The organism is Bradyrhizobium sp. 76 (genome assembly GCF_023073025.1).
In the GTDB taxonomy this organism is placed as follows: domain Bacteria; phylum Pseudomonadota; class Alphaproteobacteria; order Rhizobiales; family Xanthobacteraceae; genus Bradyrhizobium.
This window is the reverse complement of the sequence record NZ_JADPIS010000090.1, coordinates 640,611-656,534: the sequence shown is the minus strand read 5'-3', so window position 1 is coordinate 656,534 and position 15,924 is coordinate 640,611. Positions and strand designations below refer to the sequence as shown.

The 15,924-nt window shown below is 63.8% G+C and carries 15 protein-coding genes; 3 read left to right on the top strand and 12 right to left on the bottom strand.

Annotated features, from left to right (window positions below; translation table 11 throughout):
* Positions 1-46: 46 nt before the first annotated feature.
* Positions 47-1,246, top strand: coding sequence for an alpha/beta hydrolase (locus IVB48_RS19690; RefSeq protein ID WP_247401988.1), 1,200 nt, complete (start codon positions 47-49; stop codon positions 1,244-1,246).
* 89 nt (positions 1,247-1,335) lie between these two features.
* Here IVB48_RS19690 and IVB48_RS19685 read toward each other — a convergent pair whose 3' ends face one another.
* From IVB48_RS19685 to soxC, 4 genes are read right to left on the bottom strand one after another with little or no spacing between them, the layout of a single operon-like run.
* Entirely contained in the window at positions 1,336-1,689 is a 354-nt protein-coding gene (locus IVB48_RS19685; RefSeq protein ID WP_247288069.1) for a hypothetical protein, read from the bottom strand.
* A gap of 45 nt (positions 1,690-1,734) precedes the next feature.
* The gene (locus tag IVB48_RS19680) at positions 1,735-2,205 is read right to left on the bottom strand and encodes a DUF302 domain-containing protein (RefSeq protein WP_247401986.1); all 471 of its coding nucleotides are present in this window, start codon (positions 2,203-2,205) and stop codon (positions 1,735-1,737) included.
* Positions 2,206-2,215: 10 nt separating this feature from the next.
* Positions 2,216-2,764 (bottom strand): cytochrome c, encoded by a 549-nt coding sequence (locus IVB48_RS19675; RefSeq protein ID WP_247401983.1) that lies wholly within the window; start codon positions 2,762-2,764, stop codon positions 2,216-2,218.
* Positions 2,751-4,022, bottom strand: a complete 1,272-nt coding sequence (gene soxC, locus IVB48_RS19670) for a sulfite dehydrogenase (protein ID WP_247401981.1) — start codon at positions 4,020-4,022, stop codon at positions 2,751-2,753. The genes IVB48_RS19675 and soxC overlap by 14 nt, the downstream gene beginning before the upstream one ends.
* A gap of 162 nt (positions 4,023-4,184) precedes the next feature.
* On the opposite strand from soxC, the gene IVB48_RS19665 reads away from it, so the two are divergent.
* A complete protein-coding gene (locus IVB48_RS19665) occupies positions 4,185-4,682 on the top strand; it encodes a GNAT family N-acetyltransferase (protein WP_247401980.1) in 498 nt (165 codons plus the stop codon).
* A gap of 15 nt (positions 4,683-4,697) precedes the next feature.
* Here IVB48_RS19665 and IVB48_RS19660 read toward each other — a convergent pair whose 3' ends face one another.
* The 4 genes from IVB48_RS19660 to IVB48_RS19645 form a co-directional block, all read right to left on the bottom strand.
* Positions 4,698-5,183 carry a DUF417 family protein gene (locus IVB48_RS19660; RefSeq protein WP_346659010.1) on the bottom strand — a complete coding sequence of 162 codons (486 nt, stop codon included), beginning with the start codon at positions 5,181-5,183 and terminating at the stop codon, positions 4,698-4,700.
* A gap of 130 nt (positions 5,184-5,313) precedes the next feature.
* Positions 5,314-6,519 carry an MFS transporter gene (locus IVB48_RS19655; protein WP_247401975.1) on the bottom strand — a complete coding sequence of 402 codons (1,206 nt, stop codon included), beginning with the start codon at positions 6,517-6,519 and terminating at the stop codon, positions 5,314-5,316.
* A gap of 64 nt (positions 6,520-6,583) precedes the next feature.
* Complete coding sequence (locus IVB48_RS19650) at positions 6,584-6,979, bottom strand: cupin domain-containing protein (RefSeq protein WP_027570777.1); 396 nt, start codon at positions 6,977-6,979, stop codon at positions 6,584-6,586.
* A 169-nt stretch (positions 6,980-7,148) separates the two neighbouring features.
* Positions 7,149-7,934, bottom strand: coding sequence for a carboxymuconolactone decarboxylase family protein (locus tag IVB48_RS19645; RefSeq protein ID WP_247358777.1), 786 nt, complete (start codon positions 7,932-7,934; stop codon positions 7,149-7,151).
* Positions 7,935-8,163: 229 nt separating this feature from the next.
* On the opposite strand from IVB48_RS19645, the gene IVB48_RS19640 reads away from it, so the two are divergent.
* Positions 8,164-9,063, top strand: a complete 900-nt coding sequence (locus IVB48_RS19640; protein ID WP_247401973.1) for a LysR family transcriptional regulator — start codon at positions 8,164-8,166, stop codon at positions 9,061-9,063.
* A gap of 49 nt (positions 9,064-9,112) precedes the next feature.
* On the opposite strand, the gene IVB48_RS19635 is transcribed toward IVB48_RS19640, so the two are convergent.
* The 4 genes from IVB48_RS19635 to IVB48_RS19620 all read right to left on the bottom strand — a co-directional run bounded on the left by IVB48_RS19635 (position 9,113) and on the right by IVB48_RS19620 (position 15,796).
* On the bottom strand, positions 9,113-9,343 hold the full coding sequence (locus tag IVB48_RS19635; protein ID WP_247401971.1) for a hypothetical protein: 231 nt from the start codon (positions 9,341-9,343) through the stop codon (positions 9,113-9,115).
* Between the two features lie 34 nt (positions 9,344-9,377).
* Entirely contained in the window at positions 9,378-10,496 is a 1,119-nt protein-coding gene (locus IVB48_RS19630; protein WP_247401969.1) for a DUF2336 domain-containing protein, read from the bottom strand.
* A gap of 271 nt (positions 10,497-10,767) precedes the next feature.
* The gene (locus IVB48_RS19625; protein WP_247401966.1) at positions 10,768-14,427 is read right to left on the bottom strand and encodes an AsmA-like C-terminal region-containing protein; all 3,660 of its coding nucleotides are present in this window, start codon (positions 14,425-14,427) and stop codon (positions 10,768-10,770) included.
* Between the two features lie 139 nt (positions 14,428-14,566).
* Complete coding sequence (locus IVB48_RS19620; protein ID WP_027570771.1) at positions 14,567-15,796, bottom strand: cytochrome P450; 1,230 nt, start codon at positions 15,794-15,796, stop codon at positions 14,567-14,569.
* Positions 15,797-15,924: the final 128 nt, after the last annotated feature.

Genomic DNA, 15,924 nt, shown 5'->3' with positions numbered 1-15,924 from the left:
CAGCATAACACGCACGGCTTGACACCGCTATGGTGATCGCCATACTATGGCGATCACCATAGTAAATGCGCCCGCCGTGTCGCGGCTGTCAAGTTCACCTCCAGAAGTTGCAACATCTGGTACTACGCTCTCACAGATTGCTGCGCAGGACATACTCAAATGGGCTCAAGCAGCTTCGATTTCGGCAATTGTTCCAGCGAACGGGACCACCGAGATGGCCTCTAGATCCTGCGCGATGATGCTTTTAGGAGCTGCCATGTTCACTGCGATGTCCAGCCGCGTCGTTTGCGGAGAAACGTCAAGCGATGCCATCTGGCACAACAAAATCCCTGTCGCTTTGAGCGAGCCGGCGGTTGATATCGATAAGGATCCGAACCTTCTGCACAGATATGCGGAAAATGCAGGAACGAAAATCCACTACGTCACCATGGGATCCCATCAAAAACCGCTGATGGTGTTCGTGCACGGATTTCCTGACTTCTGGTACTCCTGGCGAAATCAGATCCAGGCATTTTCAGCAGATTATCAGGTGGTCGCTCTCGATCTGCGCGGATACGATTTGAGCGATCGGCCGGAAGGCGTCGAGAACTATAAGTTTCCGGTTCTCCTTGATGACATCCGTGCCGTGATCAATGCAGAGAGAAACGGTCGCAAGGCCATCCTGATCGGGCACGACTGGGGCGCCGCTTTGTCGTGGCTATTCGCCGGGCAAAATCCGGACCTGATCGAAAGACTTGTCGTCCTCAGCGTTCCTCATCCTGGCGCCATCACGCGGGAATTGCTCCCTTGGAACCACCCTATCGCGCAGGCCAAGGCCAGCGCCTACGCCACACGCTTCTTCGCTCGAGGCAAAGGCGACAATTTGACTGCGCAGGATTTGGCATACTGGGTTGTCGATCCACAGGTGAGGAGTCGATACGTCGAGGCTTTCGCGAAATCTTCCATTTCGTCCATGATGAATTATTACAAAGCCAACTACGCGTTTTCCCAGCTTGCGCTCAATCTTTTCGACCCAACCATGAAGAAGCTCACCGGTGCCGTGATCAAATGCCCGGTCTTGCATCTGCACGGAATCGAGGAGAGCCACGCTTTGCTAAGCACGATCGATCTGGAAAAGTCATGGATTGAAAATCCCGACAATCTTACGGTCAAGATCGTGCCTGACGTTGGCCACTTCATTCAGCATGAAGTGCCTGATTACCTTAATCAGACGATTGCCTCCTGGTTGAAAGATTCAGGAAGCTGAGCCCGGTCTTGCGAGGCTAAGCGCACCGAGGCTTCGCGAAGATCACCTCGCCGACCTCGTCACACTGCATCTCGATGCGAGCATCCGGCTCAGTGGGCTCGCTCAGTGGGCTCGGTCGGTGGACCGGAGCCTGCGCTGACGCCGTCTTCGTCCGAATCATTCTCTGGCTCCCGGATCAGCACCGCCGGTTCGTCGTAACCCTTGCGGCTGCTGTAGAACACCAGCGCCATCAAGCCGATGCCCACGACCAGCGAGAACACGACACCGAGCACCAGTGCGACATAACCCGATGCCGGCACCTCGGTCGTCGTGCTGAACCAGCCGAGATAGCCGAGCGCGCCGGCACCGACGAGGAAAGCGCACAGCACCGCTATGACCGCCCATCTCGCGATCTTGCCGTCTCCGGGAGCGGGTGATTCCGGTTGCCCGTCTGTGCTGTTCATGGATCTCTCCTCAGGGAGCACGCGTCGCACGGCCGTCCCGTCAATTTAGGGGGCGGTGACCTTGGTCGCAATCGCATGCAGGGCCGCCGTCATGGCGACGATTGCAGCCTTGGCCGGCTCGCCGATGCCGTGACGCCCGGCGAGATACGCCGGATCGTTGTAGGACAGCCACGTCGCACCTTGCTCGTCCTGCCAGACCAAGGCCTTCAGCGGCAGATCGATGCCGCTGGTCTGCGACTGCTGCATCAATGGCGTACCACCCCTTGCGTTCCCGAAGAGGATGAGATTGGTCGGGCGCAACGGCAGGCCGGCAGCGGCGGCGCCCGCGGCATGATCGACATGGGCGAATATTGTGAGGCCCTTGACCATCACTTCCTCTTCCAGCCGCTTCATCGTCTCTTCAGGCCCGAAACTGCTCCTGATCGTGATCAGTCCGTCGACGGCCATGGCTTGGGTCTCCCATAAACATGTCGCAGCAACCAAAGCGAGGATCTTGAGCAGCGCCGAAACCCTCATGATCACACGCTCATTTCTTGCGGAATAGTTTTGCCGGATCGAATTCCGGGTCCGGAATGAAGCCGTCGCGGTTGGGCATCTTGATCTTCGGCAAGCTGTCCTTATCAACCTTGCCGTCGGGGGGAACGATGCCATTCAGACTCAGGATGTAGGCGGTGACGGCATACGTGTCGTCGGTGCTGAGCGAACCCGGCGTGGGATATGGCATCGCGCGGTGGATGTAGTCGTACAAGGTCGTCGCATAGGGCCAGAAGCTGCCGACGGTCTTGATCGGCGCGCTGGAGGCGAGTGTGCCCTGCCCACCGGCAAGACGATCCTTGATCCCGCCCTGGCCGTTGTCGCCATGACAGGCCGCGCAATTGTCGGCGAAGACCTGCTTACCCTGCGCAGCCGTGCCGCTGCCGACAGGCAGCCCCTTGCCATCGGGTGTGACGTCGATGTCCCACAGCTTGATCTCCTCCGGAGTCGCGGGACGGCCTAAATCGAATGCAAATGCGGGCGCCGCGAGCAGGCCGAGCGCGAGAGCGGCTGCGACAAGCCCATTGTCATGCGAGGACATTGCGGACCCTCCCGGCCTCGTCGATGCTCCAGGTCTGCTGCGCGTTGTAGTGGAACAGCGCATTGCTCCCCATCGCGGCGATGAAGGATTGCCGGTCCGGCTGAACGTTGCCCTGCTCGTCGGTCGCGCGGCTCACGATCCTTGTCGGCTTGCCGTCCCAGACCCAGTCCATCTGGAATCGAACTTGGGCCTTGGACAGCACCGGCTGATTCAGCTGCGCCTGTTTCCAACTTTTCGCGCCGTCGGTCGATATCTCGACCTTGGCGATCTTGCCATGGCCGCTCCAGGCCAGACCGGAGATAATGTTGTAGCCGGGCCGGATCTGCATCGTGCCCGAGGGCTGCGTGATGACGGAGTTGGTTTCCATCCTCAACTGGAACTGGCGGGCCTTGCCGTTGGCGAGCAGTTGCGTGTAGCGCGCCGTCTCCCAGCGGGTCATCCAGGGCTCGGTGCCGAACTTGAGACGGCGCAGCCATTTGATGTTGAGGTTGCCCTCGAAACCCGGCATCACCAGTCGCATTGGAAACCCGTGCGCGGGGCGCAGTGGTTCGCCGTTCTGACCGTAGGCGACAAAGGCCTCGTTCACGATTTCGTCGGTCAACGGAATGCTGCGGTCGACGCCCGCGCCGTCGCCTCCCTCCGCGAGCATCCAGTTCGAGTTCTTCTCCTTGCCCGCGAGTCCAACGAGGAACTTCAGCGGAACGCCAGTCCACTCATTGGTGCTGACGAGGCCGTGCGTGTTCTGCACCGTCAGGTCAGGGTCTGCCTTCTTCCAGTTTTCCCAGCCGTTTCCGGTGCATTCGATGAAGACCACGCGCGTGACGGACGGCATCCGCTTGAGATCGTCGACGCTGAACACCAGCGGCTTCTGAACCAGACCATGGATGAGCAGACGGTGCTGCGCGGGATCGATGTCCGGCACCCCGGAATGGCTGCGCTCGTAATGCAGATCGGTTGGCGTGATGTTGCCCACCAGCTTCTGATGCGGCGTCTTGGAGTTGATGGCATCACTGGGGTCGACGTTGCGCTTGCCTGGTGTTGCCTCGGGAATGCGATCGATCTTGACGAAGCGCGATCGTTCGCTGTGCGCACCGAGATCGGCGCCGGGCCCGCGATCAGGGATTTCGGCCAGGGTTTGCGCCGCCGCCGCTTCGGTCGCAACCGCCCCCAGAACGCCCGCCGACAGGCCTCCCACGAAACCGCGGCGCGAGACGCTCGCGGGCCGTTGCAGTGATTCGATTTGCGTTTTGGACGTCATGCAATCTCCGTCGACCTTCGTGCTTGTTTGGAAATTCCACCGCTTTTCCATGGAGACATTGACCGGATGGCGCTGAAATTGCCCGTTAGGATGTGTTAGAAATCATGAGGGGCGGCGAAGGCGCGTCATCCTGCCCTGCTCCGAAAGCGGCTATCCGGGTCCATGGATCATTTCAGCACCGAGAACCTGACGGCCGAGAGGCTGAACGAAAATCATCTCGCCGATCTCGTCGCATTGCATCTCGATGCGGACGTTTCGCGCTATCTCGGCGGCGTCCGCCCGGCGGAGAGGACGAAGACCTATCTGGACGCAAATATCTCCCATTGGGACCAGTATGGCTTCGGGATGTGGGTGCTGCGAACGAAAGACGGGGCATTCGCCGGGCGAGCGGGCATCCGGCACATCCTGGTGGACGATACCGACGAGGTCGAGATTGCCTACGCGTTCAAGCGCGAATTCTGGGGCCGTGGCCTTGCAAGCGAGACCGCGACCGCGCTGACCGATATCGGGCTGCTACACCACGAGCTGCCGTCCCTCATCGGCCTGGTCTATACCGATAATGGTGCATCGCGCCGCGTGCTGGAGAAGTCCAACTATCTCCTCGAGCGACGCACGTTCCGTCACGGCGAAGACGTCGTCATCTACCGCAGCCAGCGGTGAGAGACGGCCTGACGATCACTCGGTGCGCAGCCGGACAACCGATTGCGGCAGGGAGGCGAGAAACAACACCACGCAAACGCACAGCAGGACGATGTCCTTGAACAGAAATTCGCCGGTCAGATTCCACGCCATCGGATCGGATGAAAGGCTCCATTTAACGACGCCGGGCGTCGTGAAGAAGAATGACCAGGTGATCGCAAAGGTCACCATGCCCATCAATGAACCGAGCGCGGACGAAACCGGGCTGAAGCTGCCTGCCGCGAGCAGCGCCGCAATCACGAATTCAACGACACCGAGGACATAGGCCTCTCCCCTCGGGCCGAACACCGACAGCCAGGAGATGAACGGGCTGTTGCTGATGAACTGCGCGATCCCATGGGCGGACTGCGGCGTGAATTTTTGCATGCCAAACGATACGAATATGATCACCATGACCCAGCGGAGAATGGCGAGAGGACGATAGGAACCACCCCCGACTTCAGCGACGTTGAACTCTTTCATCCGACCATGTCTCCCCGGTTGCACATCCAACAGCTCTGCGAGAATACGCTCGCTGAAGGCTGTACGAAGCGGAGCTTCCGTCGTTACCCGCTTCGGCAGGTTTCGGAGATCACGGATGCGTGCGATGCTTTCAGGCGGCCCGTCGTTCCTTCTCCCGATCTCGTACCGTGCTGACCCCAAAAGCTAGAAGTCCGGAGCCGCAGAGCAGGATGGCGGCGGCAATGAAGGCGCTCCGGTATCCACTGCTGTCGTACAAGAATCCTCCGAGGGAGGCGCCCGCCGTGATGGCGAGTTGGATCACCGCGACCATCAGCCCGCCGCCCGCCTCCGCATCCTCAGGCAGCGCCCTGCTCATCCAGGTCCACCAGGCGACCGGCGCGGCCGTGCCGATGAGGCCCCAACCAGCCAGCAGCACGGTGACAACGATGGTTGAACTTCCGAAGGCGATCAAGCCGAGGGCAAGGGCCGCCATCGCAAGCGGCATCCCGATCAGAAGTGCTTGCAGGCTCCGCCTCAGAAGGAAGCTGATGAGGTAGGTCCCCAGCAGGCCCGCGACTCCGAGCACGAGCAGGATGGCCGAGAGCGTGGAGACGTCTACGCGCGTCACGGTCTCCAGAAATGGCCGCAAATAGGTGAAAAGCGCGAACTGGCCCATGAACAGGAGAGCGACCGAGAGCATCCCAATGCCGACAGACCGCCGGCGGAGCAACCCGAATACGTTCCCTGCGGCGTCGCGCTCCGAAGGCATCGAGGGCAATGTCGCGTATTGCCAGACCAGGGTGATGATCGCGAGCGGGACGACGCAGAAGAAGGCGCCTCGCCAGCCGATGAACTGACCTAGAAAGCTCCCGACCGGCGCGGCGATCGTTGTCGCCAGCGCGTTGCCACCATTGAGGAGGCTAAGGGCGGCCGCGACCTGCTGCTCCGGCACAAGGCGCATCACGGTGGCCGCCGACATCGACCAGAACCCACCGATGACGACCCCGATCAGCGCGCGCCCTACCATGAACACCAGCGCGTTCGGCGCCAGCGCCACCATCAGCCCCGAAGCGATCATCAGCGAGGTGAGGCCCAGCAGAAGACTGCGCCGATCAATGCCCCGCGTCACCGAGGAGATCGCAAGGCTGGCGAAGACGGCGAACAGTCCGGAGACTGCGATGGCCTGGCCCGCCTGCCCCTCGGTCATGTGGAGACCGGTCCCGATGGGGGTCAGCAGGCTGACTGGCATGAACTCGGACGCAATCAATGTCCCGACGCAGAGGGTCAGCGCAAAGACCGCGCTCCATGCCGGACCGGGCGACAGCGTCTCGTTTTTTGGGGCGAGTTGTACGCTCATGAAACCTCTTCCGATCGACTGGGCGCGCTCGCCCGGGTCAGATGATGCGCCCGATGAAGTGTCTTCACATTCGGTACTGCTCGTCGCCGACCTTCTCCATCCAGTCGACCGCTCGGCCGTCCTGCGATTCCTGGATGGCAATGTGCGTCATGGCTGTGGTGCCCGAGGCGCCGTGCCAGTGCTTCAACCCTGGAGGGAACCAGATGACGTCGCCGGGCCTGATCTCCTGGACAGGACCGCCTTCCCGCTGCACCCAGCCGAGCCCTGCTGTCACGATCAGCGTCTGCCCAAGCGGATGCGTGTGCCAGGCCGTGCGTGCGCCAGGTTCGAAAGTGACCTGGGCGCCGCTCACGCGCGCAGGCTCGGGAGCCGCGAACAACGGGTCGATGCGCACTGTCCCGGTGAACCAGTCTTCAGGGCCCTTCTGGGAAGGGCGAGATCCGTTTCTCTTGATGTCGATGTCCATTGCAGTCTCCTTCAGTGCTTCGGACGCGCGCGCCGGGGCCAGTCGAATTCCGACGAGGGCGGAGGCGCTTCCGCCAACGAGTATGTCTCTGCGTGTCACCATGGCATGTCTCCGCTCGTGGAGGATCGCGAGCGGGATTGTCGACCGAGGCATTTTCGTTCTTTCAGCGCGGTCGCTTCTCGATGACGTCCTTGACGACAGGTGCCGCGGAGAAAGCATTGGGCCATCCGGCGTAGAAGGCGAGATGGCCGAGCACCTCGCCGGCTTCCTCCCGCGTCAGCCCGTTGTCCATTGCGCGGTTCAGATGATAGGTGATCTGCGCAACCTGACCCGTGGCAATCAGCGCGCTCACGGTCACCAGGCTGCGGTCGCGCGGAGCCAGCGCCGGCCTGAGCCAGAGATCGCGGAACAGCACGTCGGTCGTATACTGGACAAGGCTCGGCGTGATCTGCCCGAACTGCTCTCCGACGCGCGTTGCCCGCTGCTTCTCCGCCGCTTCGTCGAGCGGCAGCTGCGGTCCCATCGCGGGCGGGAGCTGATCGGCGCCGATGTTGCGGCTCTCGAAGACTTGCTTCGCAGCCGGGATCGCATCAATCGCGTTGGCCCAGCCGGTGTAGAAGGCCAGATGCGTGATGATCTCCGATATTTCCGACGGCTTCACGCCATTCTCCAGCGAGAGACCCAGATAGTATGGCAGCTCCACCGTCTGACCACGGGCGATGAGAGCTGCGACGGTGACGATGCTGCGGTCCCGAGGCGAGAGACCCGGTCGCTTCCACAGATCGCCGTCGACAAATTTTTGCGCGTAGCCTTCGAGGGCTGGCGCGACCGCACGGATGTCTTCCGGCTTTGATATGGTCTTTGCTCCGTCGCTGGATGCGTCTTTGGCCGCGACCGGGCCGTCAGCAAACAGGCAGAATGAAAACAAGGCCGCTGCGAGCATTCTCATCGCGTGGATCCTTCCAGATTTGCCGGTGCGCCATCAGCCACAAGGCGACGAGTGCTGGGCAGAGTTCGGACGTCGATCGCGCCCGGCTGCGACCAATCCGATCGCGGGCTGGCGAGCCCTTGGGCGATGACGAGATCAAGTGGCCCCTCATGTTGCTGAGAAAGTAAGGCTTCCGCCCCGGTCCGATTAGGTGATAAAATTCGAATGCAGTCATAAGACAGGCTTATCAATGAACCGGGATGACGCCAGCGATATCCTGGCCTTCCTCGCCGTGGCGAGGGAGCGCAACTTCACGCGTGCCGCAGCCAAGCTTGGTATGACGCAATCGGCGCTGAGCCAGATCGTCCGAAAGTTGGAGGAACGCCTGGGCGTCCGTCTTCTCAACCGAACGACCCGGAGTGTCACGCCAACCCAAGCCGGAGAACGGCTGTTCCTGAGCCTCGGGCCCAAATTCACAGAGATGGATGCTGATCTCGCCGCCTTGAGCGAACTCCGGGAAAAGCCCGCGGGAACCGTACGGCTGACCGCGACGGAGTACGCCGCCGCCGAGATCCTGCTGCCGGCGCTGGGGAAGATTCTTCCCCAGTATCCAGACATCCACGCCGAAGTGATCATCGACTACGGGCTCACCAACATCGTGGCGCAGCAGGTCGACGCGGGAATTCGTCCGGGCGAGCTCGTCGCCAAGGACATGATCGCTGTGCGAATAAGCCCCGATCTTCGAATGGCCGTCGTTGGATCGCCGTCCTACTTCGCTGAACGCAAGCGACCCAGGACGCCTCAGGATCTAACTGGGCACAATTGCCTGAATCTGCGCCTACCGACTCACGGCGGCAGCCTCTACGCCTGGGAGTTCGAGAAGAACGGTCGGGAGCTCAACGTGCGCGTGGAAGGACAGCTCGTGTTCAACAGCGCAGGGCTTCTGCTGGAGGGCGCGCTCAAAGGCTTCGGACTTGCCTACCTCACCGAAGGGCACGTGCAGCCACACATCTCGCAGGGCCGGCTGATCAGGGTGCTGTCGGATTGGTGTCCGCCGTTCTCGGGTTACCACCTTTATTATCCCAGTCGGCGCCAACCTTCACCGGCATTCTCGCTGCTCGTCGAGACCCTTCGATATCGCGGCAAGTAGAACTCACAGCCGCTCACGGTGCCGGACAATCCTCGGCCGGGCACGACTGCTACCTGAAATACCCCAGCACGAGATCGACATCCGCGCTGCCGGCGGCCGTGCCGTTCAGCTCGGCGTCGATGACGCGGCGGCAGGCTTCGATAGCGGCATGGTCACCGAGGTCGTTGGCGGCTTCCAGCACGAGCCAGGCGGCATCGACCGAGGCCTGGTCGGCCGCTCCGCCGCCATCGGCGGTGAGGCTTTTGGTCTTGCGAACTGCGGTGCCGAATTGAGGCAACATTGCAAATACTCCCCTTCGAATTCCGGGATGATGCTCAGTGCACCTGTTGGAGCTCGGGCTGACGGCCCGCGTCGGCACCCGCGCTCTTGCGCGACTGGTAGAACTTCAAGACGCTGCGCGAGGTCTCGATCTTGAGCTTGCCGAAATCGCGCTCGTTGTCGTGGAGCTCGCGCGCCGTGATCAGGTGATCCTTGGCGCCGAGGAACAGCAGCGACATGGTGGTGTCCCAGGAGAAATCGAGCGCCTTGCACAGCACCAGGATCATCTCGCGATTGCGGTCCATCATCGCACGCTCGATCACGTCGACCGGCAGCGACGACAGCAGCGACAGGCCGATCTGCACCTCGTCGAAGCGGTGCTGGCGCGCATAGTTCGAGATCGAGTCCTGGTTGAGGTTGCCCTGCCGGTACTGCGTCGTCACCACGCGCTTGGCGACGAAATAGCTGCGCGAGGACGGGCCGAACTTGGAGTGCAGATCGCCGGTGACGTCGCTTACCGAGCTCTGGATTTGTGCCATCATTTCCGGGCGCTCGTGCTCGAGCCGGCGGCGGACGTCCTCCGATGCCTTCGAGATCAGCTGCTGGAAGATGTGACGCGGCACGTCCTTGCGCAGGCCAAGCTGCTCGGCAAGAATCGAGTCTCCCTCGGCGCGGCGGACCATGTGCAGAAGGCCCGAGCCGGAGAAGCGCGCGCCCTCGTTCCGGGCAACCGACGTCACGACCTCCTGGTCGCCGCGCTTGACCAGCACGTCGGTGACGGCCTCGCCGATCGACTTGCGCTGGGCGATCGCGAGCAGATGCGACTGGCTCTTGGTCATGGCGCTCTCGACCAGCAGCTTCTCGTCGATACGATTGGAGTCGCGCAGCACGGGACCGGCGACCTCGATTTCGTCGGCGGTCGCGAGTTGCGCAATGACATTGAGCGGTGCGTGATCGCAGGCTGCCATGACCTCGGAGAGCTGCACCCGTGCGGCGACCTCGATCTCGTCGGCGAGCCGGCCGATGACCTCGCCGAACGTGCTGATCTCGTCGTCGCTGTAGCGGCCGGTGATCAGAATGTCGGTCGCGTGCCACAACGCCCTGGTCCGGCTTTCGTCGGTGCCACGTGCGATCGCGTCGTCCAGATCCTGCAGAAGTGTTGTCGCGCCGTTCATCCCGATGACCCCAGTTCTTGGCTAGCCATCCTGCTTGTGCGGGCAGGACGCCGAGTTCCTCTGGGAATAGAGACTAGGGAACAAACGCGAGAATCCGGTAAAGTCGGCAGATCAGTTTTGCCGAGCAAAATTCGTTAAAAAGCGAGGGAATGCGTTTACCGGTGCGTCGCGAGGAAGCTGCGCCCCTCTCCCGCTAGCTGAAAAGGCTTGGGGCACTGATGCCTCTGCGGCGTGATGGCCGGGACAAGCCCCGGGCATGACGGACTGTCGCCTACGGATTCTGTGGCGTCAGCACCAGCGGCGGCTTTGGCTTGGGCTTTGCGGGCGGCGGGCCGGGAGCCGGCCTCACGTCGATCGGCGGAGGCAGCGGCGCGATCTGGTGGCTCGCAAGCGGCGGGCTTGTGAGTTGAGGGCTTGTAAGTGGCGGGCTTGGCGCTGCGGGAGCGGCCTGCGGCGCCTTCGGCGTCGGCGCAACCCTGATATCGGCCTTGGGCTTCGGCGGCGGCGCGCGGCGCGGATCGCGGCCGGGCATCGGCACATCCAGCAGCGACGGCTCCGGCGTCGGTTCGGGCGACACCAGGGTCGGCAGCGCGGCGGTCGCCGGCGGCGGCTCGCCGCGCTCGATGGCGTCCAGCCGGCGCGTCTCGCGATCGATCGTGCGCACCGCAAGCCAGGACGACAGCGGCCCGAGATCGACGGTGCGATTGAGCCTGTCGGGGGGACCGGCCGCGAACAGCTGGATTTCCGGCGGCGCGCCGGAGAGCCCGGTCATGATCGGCGTCAGGCTGGCGCGGATGTCGGCCTGGTCGGCGGGGATGTCGTAGCCGCCGGAGACGATGGCGCGCGCGTTCTTCGCCTCCAACGACGTTGCGCCGACGCGCAGCCGCCCGTCGCGGATCGTGAACGGGATCTGCGCCGAGGCCACTGCAATCGGCCCCGCCGACAGCGCGGGCTCGACCAGCTGGCGCAGCCGGTTGTCGTCGGCGACCTGGCCGCCGTCGCTGGCGCGGATGGCGATCTCGAAGGCGCGCGGATTGAGGCCGGAGATTTCAGCGGAATCAAGCGTCACCGTGCCGTTGCCGGCGAGCGCGCCGGTGAGGGCCGCGACGCTGCGGCCCTGGCTGGTCAGCGCCATCTGCGCCGAGGCACGTCCCTTCGGCAGCGCGAGGTCGCGATAGCGCAGCGCCGCCGCGTCGACATTGCCGAGCTCGATACGCGCGTTGAGCGTCAGACCATTGGCGCCATTGCGCGCATCAAGGCTCGCCGACATCTCGCCGCCGCCGACGCCGCCCTTCATTGCGTCGAGCGCGAGCGACTGACCGTCGCTCCGGACCGTACCGCCGAAGGGGCGCAGCTCGATGCCGCCGGGCAACGTGCCGTGCAAGGCCTGGAAGGCGACGCGGCCGCGCCAGCCGCCGAGAAGCCCGGCACTCAACGGCGCATTGGCATCGTGTCCGGCCGCGCCGATGGCCATCGCGAGCGCCGGCACGAGGTCGAGCGAATCGAGGCCGACTTCGCCGTCGACGGTCTTCTCCTGATCGAGCGTCACCGCCAGATGACCGCGCAGATGCGAGCCCGCCAAGGTGCTGTCGAGATCGTTGAAGGTCAGGCGGTTGCCGGAAAGGCTGACGCGCGAGGACAGATTGACGCTCTGCACGGATTTATCGGCCGGGCTGGTCCCGAACAGCGGGGCCAGATTGGCGTTGCGCACGCGCAAATTCACGCTGCCTTTCGGCTCCGACAATTCGACGGTGCCTTGTGCGTCCGCGTCCAGCCCGCCGCCGCTGAGCTTTGCATTCAATTGCAGCTGATGACGCCACGCGCCGCTCAAGCGGCCTTCGAACTGCGAAGCGCCCTCGCCTGCGGCGACCACGCGATCGAGCCCGAGCAACGCCAGCAGCGCACTTCCCTGTGGTGTCGAGACTTTCGAATCCAGCGTGAAGTCGCTGTCGCGCAAGCGCTCGATGTCGATGCCGTTGACGGCGGCTACCGGCGTCTGCGCGGCCAGCGTCGCGCTGGCCTTGAGCTGCGGCGAGTCGAGCTCGATTACCGCGCGCGCGTCATTGCGATCGGCGTGCTCGGTGTTCTTGTCGAGGCTGAGGTCGAGCTTGAGGCGGGTCGCACCTGGCAGCGACGGGATGGCGTCGAAGCGCGCGCGCACCGACGGCGCAAACGGCTCGAGCAGCGCGGTGAGATCGCGCAGCGAATTGGCGGAGGATTTCAGCGCGAGCTTGCCCGTTGCCTTGGCGCGGTCGAAGCTGCCGCTCGCTTCGGTGGTCACGCCACTGGCCTGGCCGAACCGCAACTGCTCCAGCGAGAGCGATGCCGGGCCGTAGCCGAGTTTCGCGGTGAACGGCCGCAGCTCTTGGCCCGCCGATATCGCGCGGCCGATATCGAGCGACAGCTTCGCTTCCTCCGGCCATTCGCCCTGCGGCCCCGAAAGCGCCCGCACAAAACCTGCGGCGGCATCGAGGTCGAGGCGGTCGGCCTTGAGCTCCGCGTCGATCCGCGAGCCCTTGCTCGCGCCGGTCTGGACGAAAGCGATGCGGCCTTCGACCGCGCCGCCCTCGATCTCGGCCTTCAGCCTGTCAATGGCGAAATGGTTGGCGGCGATGGTCACGTCGCCGGCAAGGCGCAGCGGCCGCGTGCTGCGGCGGTTGACCTCGCTGCGGCCCTGAAGCCAGGCCACCAGCGTATCGGGATCGGAGGAATCGACGCTGAGACGGCCGCTGAAGCTGTCGGCGCCGGGCGTCGCGCCGTTGAGCGAGAGCTGCGTCTGGCCCGGCGCGCGCAGCTCGAGCCGCTGGAAGGTCCAGGACCGTCCGTCGGTCGCAAGCTCGGCCGTGATGTTCTGAAGCGGACGGCCGCCGAGCATGATCTGGTCGGAGTTGAACTCGATCTGTGCCGGGATCGGCGCCTGCGGGATTGCGGCGAGGCCAGCACGCAGTGCCGGCAGGATGCGCTGCGGCTCGGCATCGTTCTTGGCCGTCAGCTTGTCGGCATCGACCTGGCGCGCCGACAGCACCGCGCGCAGCAGCGGCGACGCTCCGAACCTGATATCGCCGACGCCGCCGAGCTTCAGCGCGGAGTCTTCGACCCCGAAGCTGGCATCGACCTGCTCGAACTTGGCGCCGGCCGGATCGGCCTTGAGTTTCGTCGTGAGCTTCCAGGGCATCGGCCCTGCATCGCCGGCCTTCTTCGGCGCCGGCACGGCAAGCGTCAGCGCGCCCTCGAATTTCGGCAGGCGGTTGTCGAAGGCGAGCACGCCTTCGAGATCGGCCAGGATGGCGCGCTCGCCGGGATCGATGTTGAGGTGGAGGCGCGTGGCGTTGCCGTCGGCGCTCGGGCCGGAGGAGACGCGGAACGGATAGCGCACGCCGCTGGCCGTGAAACTGCCGTCGCCCCGGACCGAGCCGGCCAGCGAGCGCACGTCGCCGGAGAAGGCGATGTCGTTGAGCTCCAGTGTCGAACGGCTGGCGGCATCATGCAGGGCGATGCGGCCGGTGAGGTTCAGCCGCTCGATCGCCAGCGATGCCAGATTGAAACTGCCGCTCGCGGTGGACGGCAAATCGACCCGCCCGCGCGCGTCGAGGCCGAGATCGACCGCCATGCCGTTGACCGAAAGCTCGGTGGCACGCCATTCGCCGCGCATCAGCGAGCTCAGGCTGAACTCGACGTCGAGCTTGTCGGCGCGCAGGCGGCCGAGATCGTTGTTGCCGCCGAAGGTGACCCCGCGCAGCCGCAGCGTCGGCGCCGGCAACAGCCGCGCGTCGAGCTCGCCCGCCACCCGCACCGGCACGCCGATGATCCTGCCGGCCTCCGCTTCGAACTGGGGCCTGAACTGGTTCCAGTCGACGAAGTAAGGCCCGATCAGAGCGGCCAGCAGCGCTAAGATAAAGGCAATCGCCAATCCGAGCAGCGTCGTCTGCACGGGTCTCCCCTCGGCCAAACCGGATGCGGGCCTTGCCTGAGCCGCAGGGCCTCAGACGTACCGGAACAGCCCCTTATATAGGGGGAAGTGTGGCGAAGTCACAGCGACTGTTGCGCGCGGAGGTTAACGCGGGCGGCTATCACCAGCTCGCGGGCAGCCGCTTCAGGCCGCGCAGCACGAAGGTCGGCCGCCATTCGGGGTTTTCGACGTCGTCGATGCGCAGGTCGGGCAGACGCCGCAACAGCGTGGCGATGGCGATCTCGGCCTCGAGGCGGGCCAATTGGGCTCCCAGGCAGAAATGGATGCCGCCGCCGAACGACAGCGGCCTCACATTCTGGCGGGTGACGTCGAGCCGGTCGGGCCGGTCAGGATAGACCGCCGGGTCGCGGTTGGCCGACCCAAGCAGGCAGAGCACGGTCTCGCCCTTGGGGATCTTCGCGCCGCCGAGATCGTCGATATCCTCCAGCGCGACCCGCCCGGTCATCTGCACCGAGGAATCGTAGCGCAAGAATTCCTCAATCGCGCCCACCATCAGCTCCGGCCGCGCCTTCAACAGCGCGAGCTGGTCCGGATTGCGATGCAGCGCCAGCAGGCCGTTGCCGATCAGATTGACCGTGGTCTCGTGGCCGGCGCCGAACAACAGGATGATGTTGGCGGTCAGCTCCTCGTTGGTGAGCTTGTTGCCGTCTTCCTCGGCCTGCACCAGCTGGGTGATGAGATCGTCGCCGGGATTTTTGCGACGCAGCTCGAACAGCTGCTGGAAATACATCTGCGCCATCATGTTGCCGGCGTTGCCCTTGGCGATCTCCTCCGGCGAGAGCGGCACGGGGTCGAGCAGCCGTCCGCCGTCGCGCGAGCTGTTATAGAAAGTCTCGCGATGGTCCTCGGGGATGCCGAGCATGTCGCAGATGATGGTGACAGGCAGGCGGAAGGCGAAATCCTCGATCAGGTCCATATGGCCGCGGTCGATCACGGCATCGATGGTCTGGTCGACGATCTCCTGGATCCGCGGCCGCATGTCCTCGACGCGGCGGGCGGTGAAGGCCTTCACGACGAGGCCGCGCAGGCGGCTGTGGTCGGGCGGATCGGCCTGCAGCATCCAATGACTCATGCTGCGGAAGACCGGCTCCTCCATGATCTTCTCGCTGTAGCGGCGCTTGGAACGCTCGACGAAATCCTTGCCGAAACGCTTGTCGCGCATCACGAGGCTGACATCGGCATGGCGGCTCGTGACGAACTGGCCGAACGGCGTCACGTGAATCGGATAGATCGCGCGCAGCCGGTCATAATGCGGATAGGGATCGCGGATGAAGTCCGGCGACAGCGGATTGAACAGCGGACCGCCGGCGCCCTGCACGTGCTCGTTCATGGTGACCTCATATCGGTTGCCGCATGAATCGCATACGCTGGGCAGCCCCTCTTGCCGCAGCGTAACCATCCCTGAATTATCAACTCGATACATTGTTGTATCGAATTGCATTCTGCCCTAACCTGCTC

Excerpts from the sequence above, each read along its gene's own strand:
- soxC (WP_247401981.1), bottom strand. The coding sequence starts at position 4,022 with ATGACGTCCAAAACGCAAATCGAATCACTGCAACGGCCCGCGAGCGTC.
- IVB48_RS19685 (WP_247288069.1), bottom strand. The coding sequence starts at position 1,689 with ATGAACAGCACAGACGGGCAACCGGAATCACCCGCTCCCGGAGACGGC.
- IVB48_RS19690 (WP_247401988.1), top strand. The coding sequence starts at position 47 with ATGGCGATCACCATAGTAAATGCGCCCGCCGTGTCGCGGCTGTCAAGT.
- IVB48_RS19635 (WP_247401971.1), bottom strand. The coding sequence starts at position 9,343 with ATGTTGCCTCAATTCGGCACCGCAGTTCGCAAGACCAAAAGCCTCACC.
- IVB48_RS19655 (WP_247401975.1), bottom strand. The coding sequence starts at position 6,519 with ATGAGCGTACAACTCGCCCCAAAAAACGAGACGCTGTCGCCCGGTCCG.
- IVB48_RS19660 (WP_346659010.1), bottom strand. The coding sequence starts at position 5,183 with ATGAAAGAGTTCAACGTCGCTGAAGTCGGGGGTGGTTCCTATCGTCCT.
- IVB48_RS19640 (WP_247401973.1), top strand. The coding sequence starts at position 8,164 with ATGAACCGGGATGACGCCAGCGATATCCTGGCCTTCCTCGCCGTGGCG.
- IVB48_RS19645 (WP_247358777.1), bottom strand. The coding sequence starts at position 7,934 with ATGAGAATGCTCGCAGCGGCCTTGTTTTCATTCTGCCTGTTTGCTGAC.
- IVB48_RS19630 (WP_247401969.1), bottom strand. The coding sequence starts at position 10,496 with ATGAACGGCGCGACAACACTTCTGCAGGATCTGGACGACGCGATCGCA.
- IVB48_RS19680 (WP_247401986.1), bottom strand. The coding sequence starts at position 2,205 with ATGAGGGTTTCGGCGCTGCTCAAGATCCTCGCTTTGGTTGCTGCGACA.
- IVB48_RS19620 (WP_027570771.1), bottom strand. The coding sequence starts at position 15,796 with ATGAACGAGCACGTGCAGGGCGCCGGCGGTCCGCTGTTCAATCCGCTG.
- IVB48_RS19675 (WP_247401983.1), bottom strand. The coding sequence starts at position 2,764 with ATGTCCTCGCATGACAATGGGCTTGTCGCAGCCGCTCTCGCGCTCGGC.
- IVB48_RS19665 (WP_247401980.1), top strand. The coding sequence starts at position 4,185 with ATGGATCATTTCAGCACCGAGAACCTGACGGCCGAGAGGCTGAACGAA.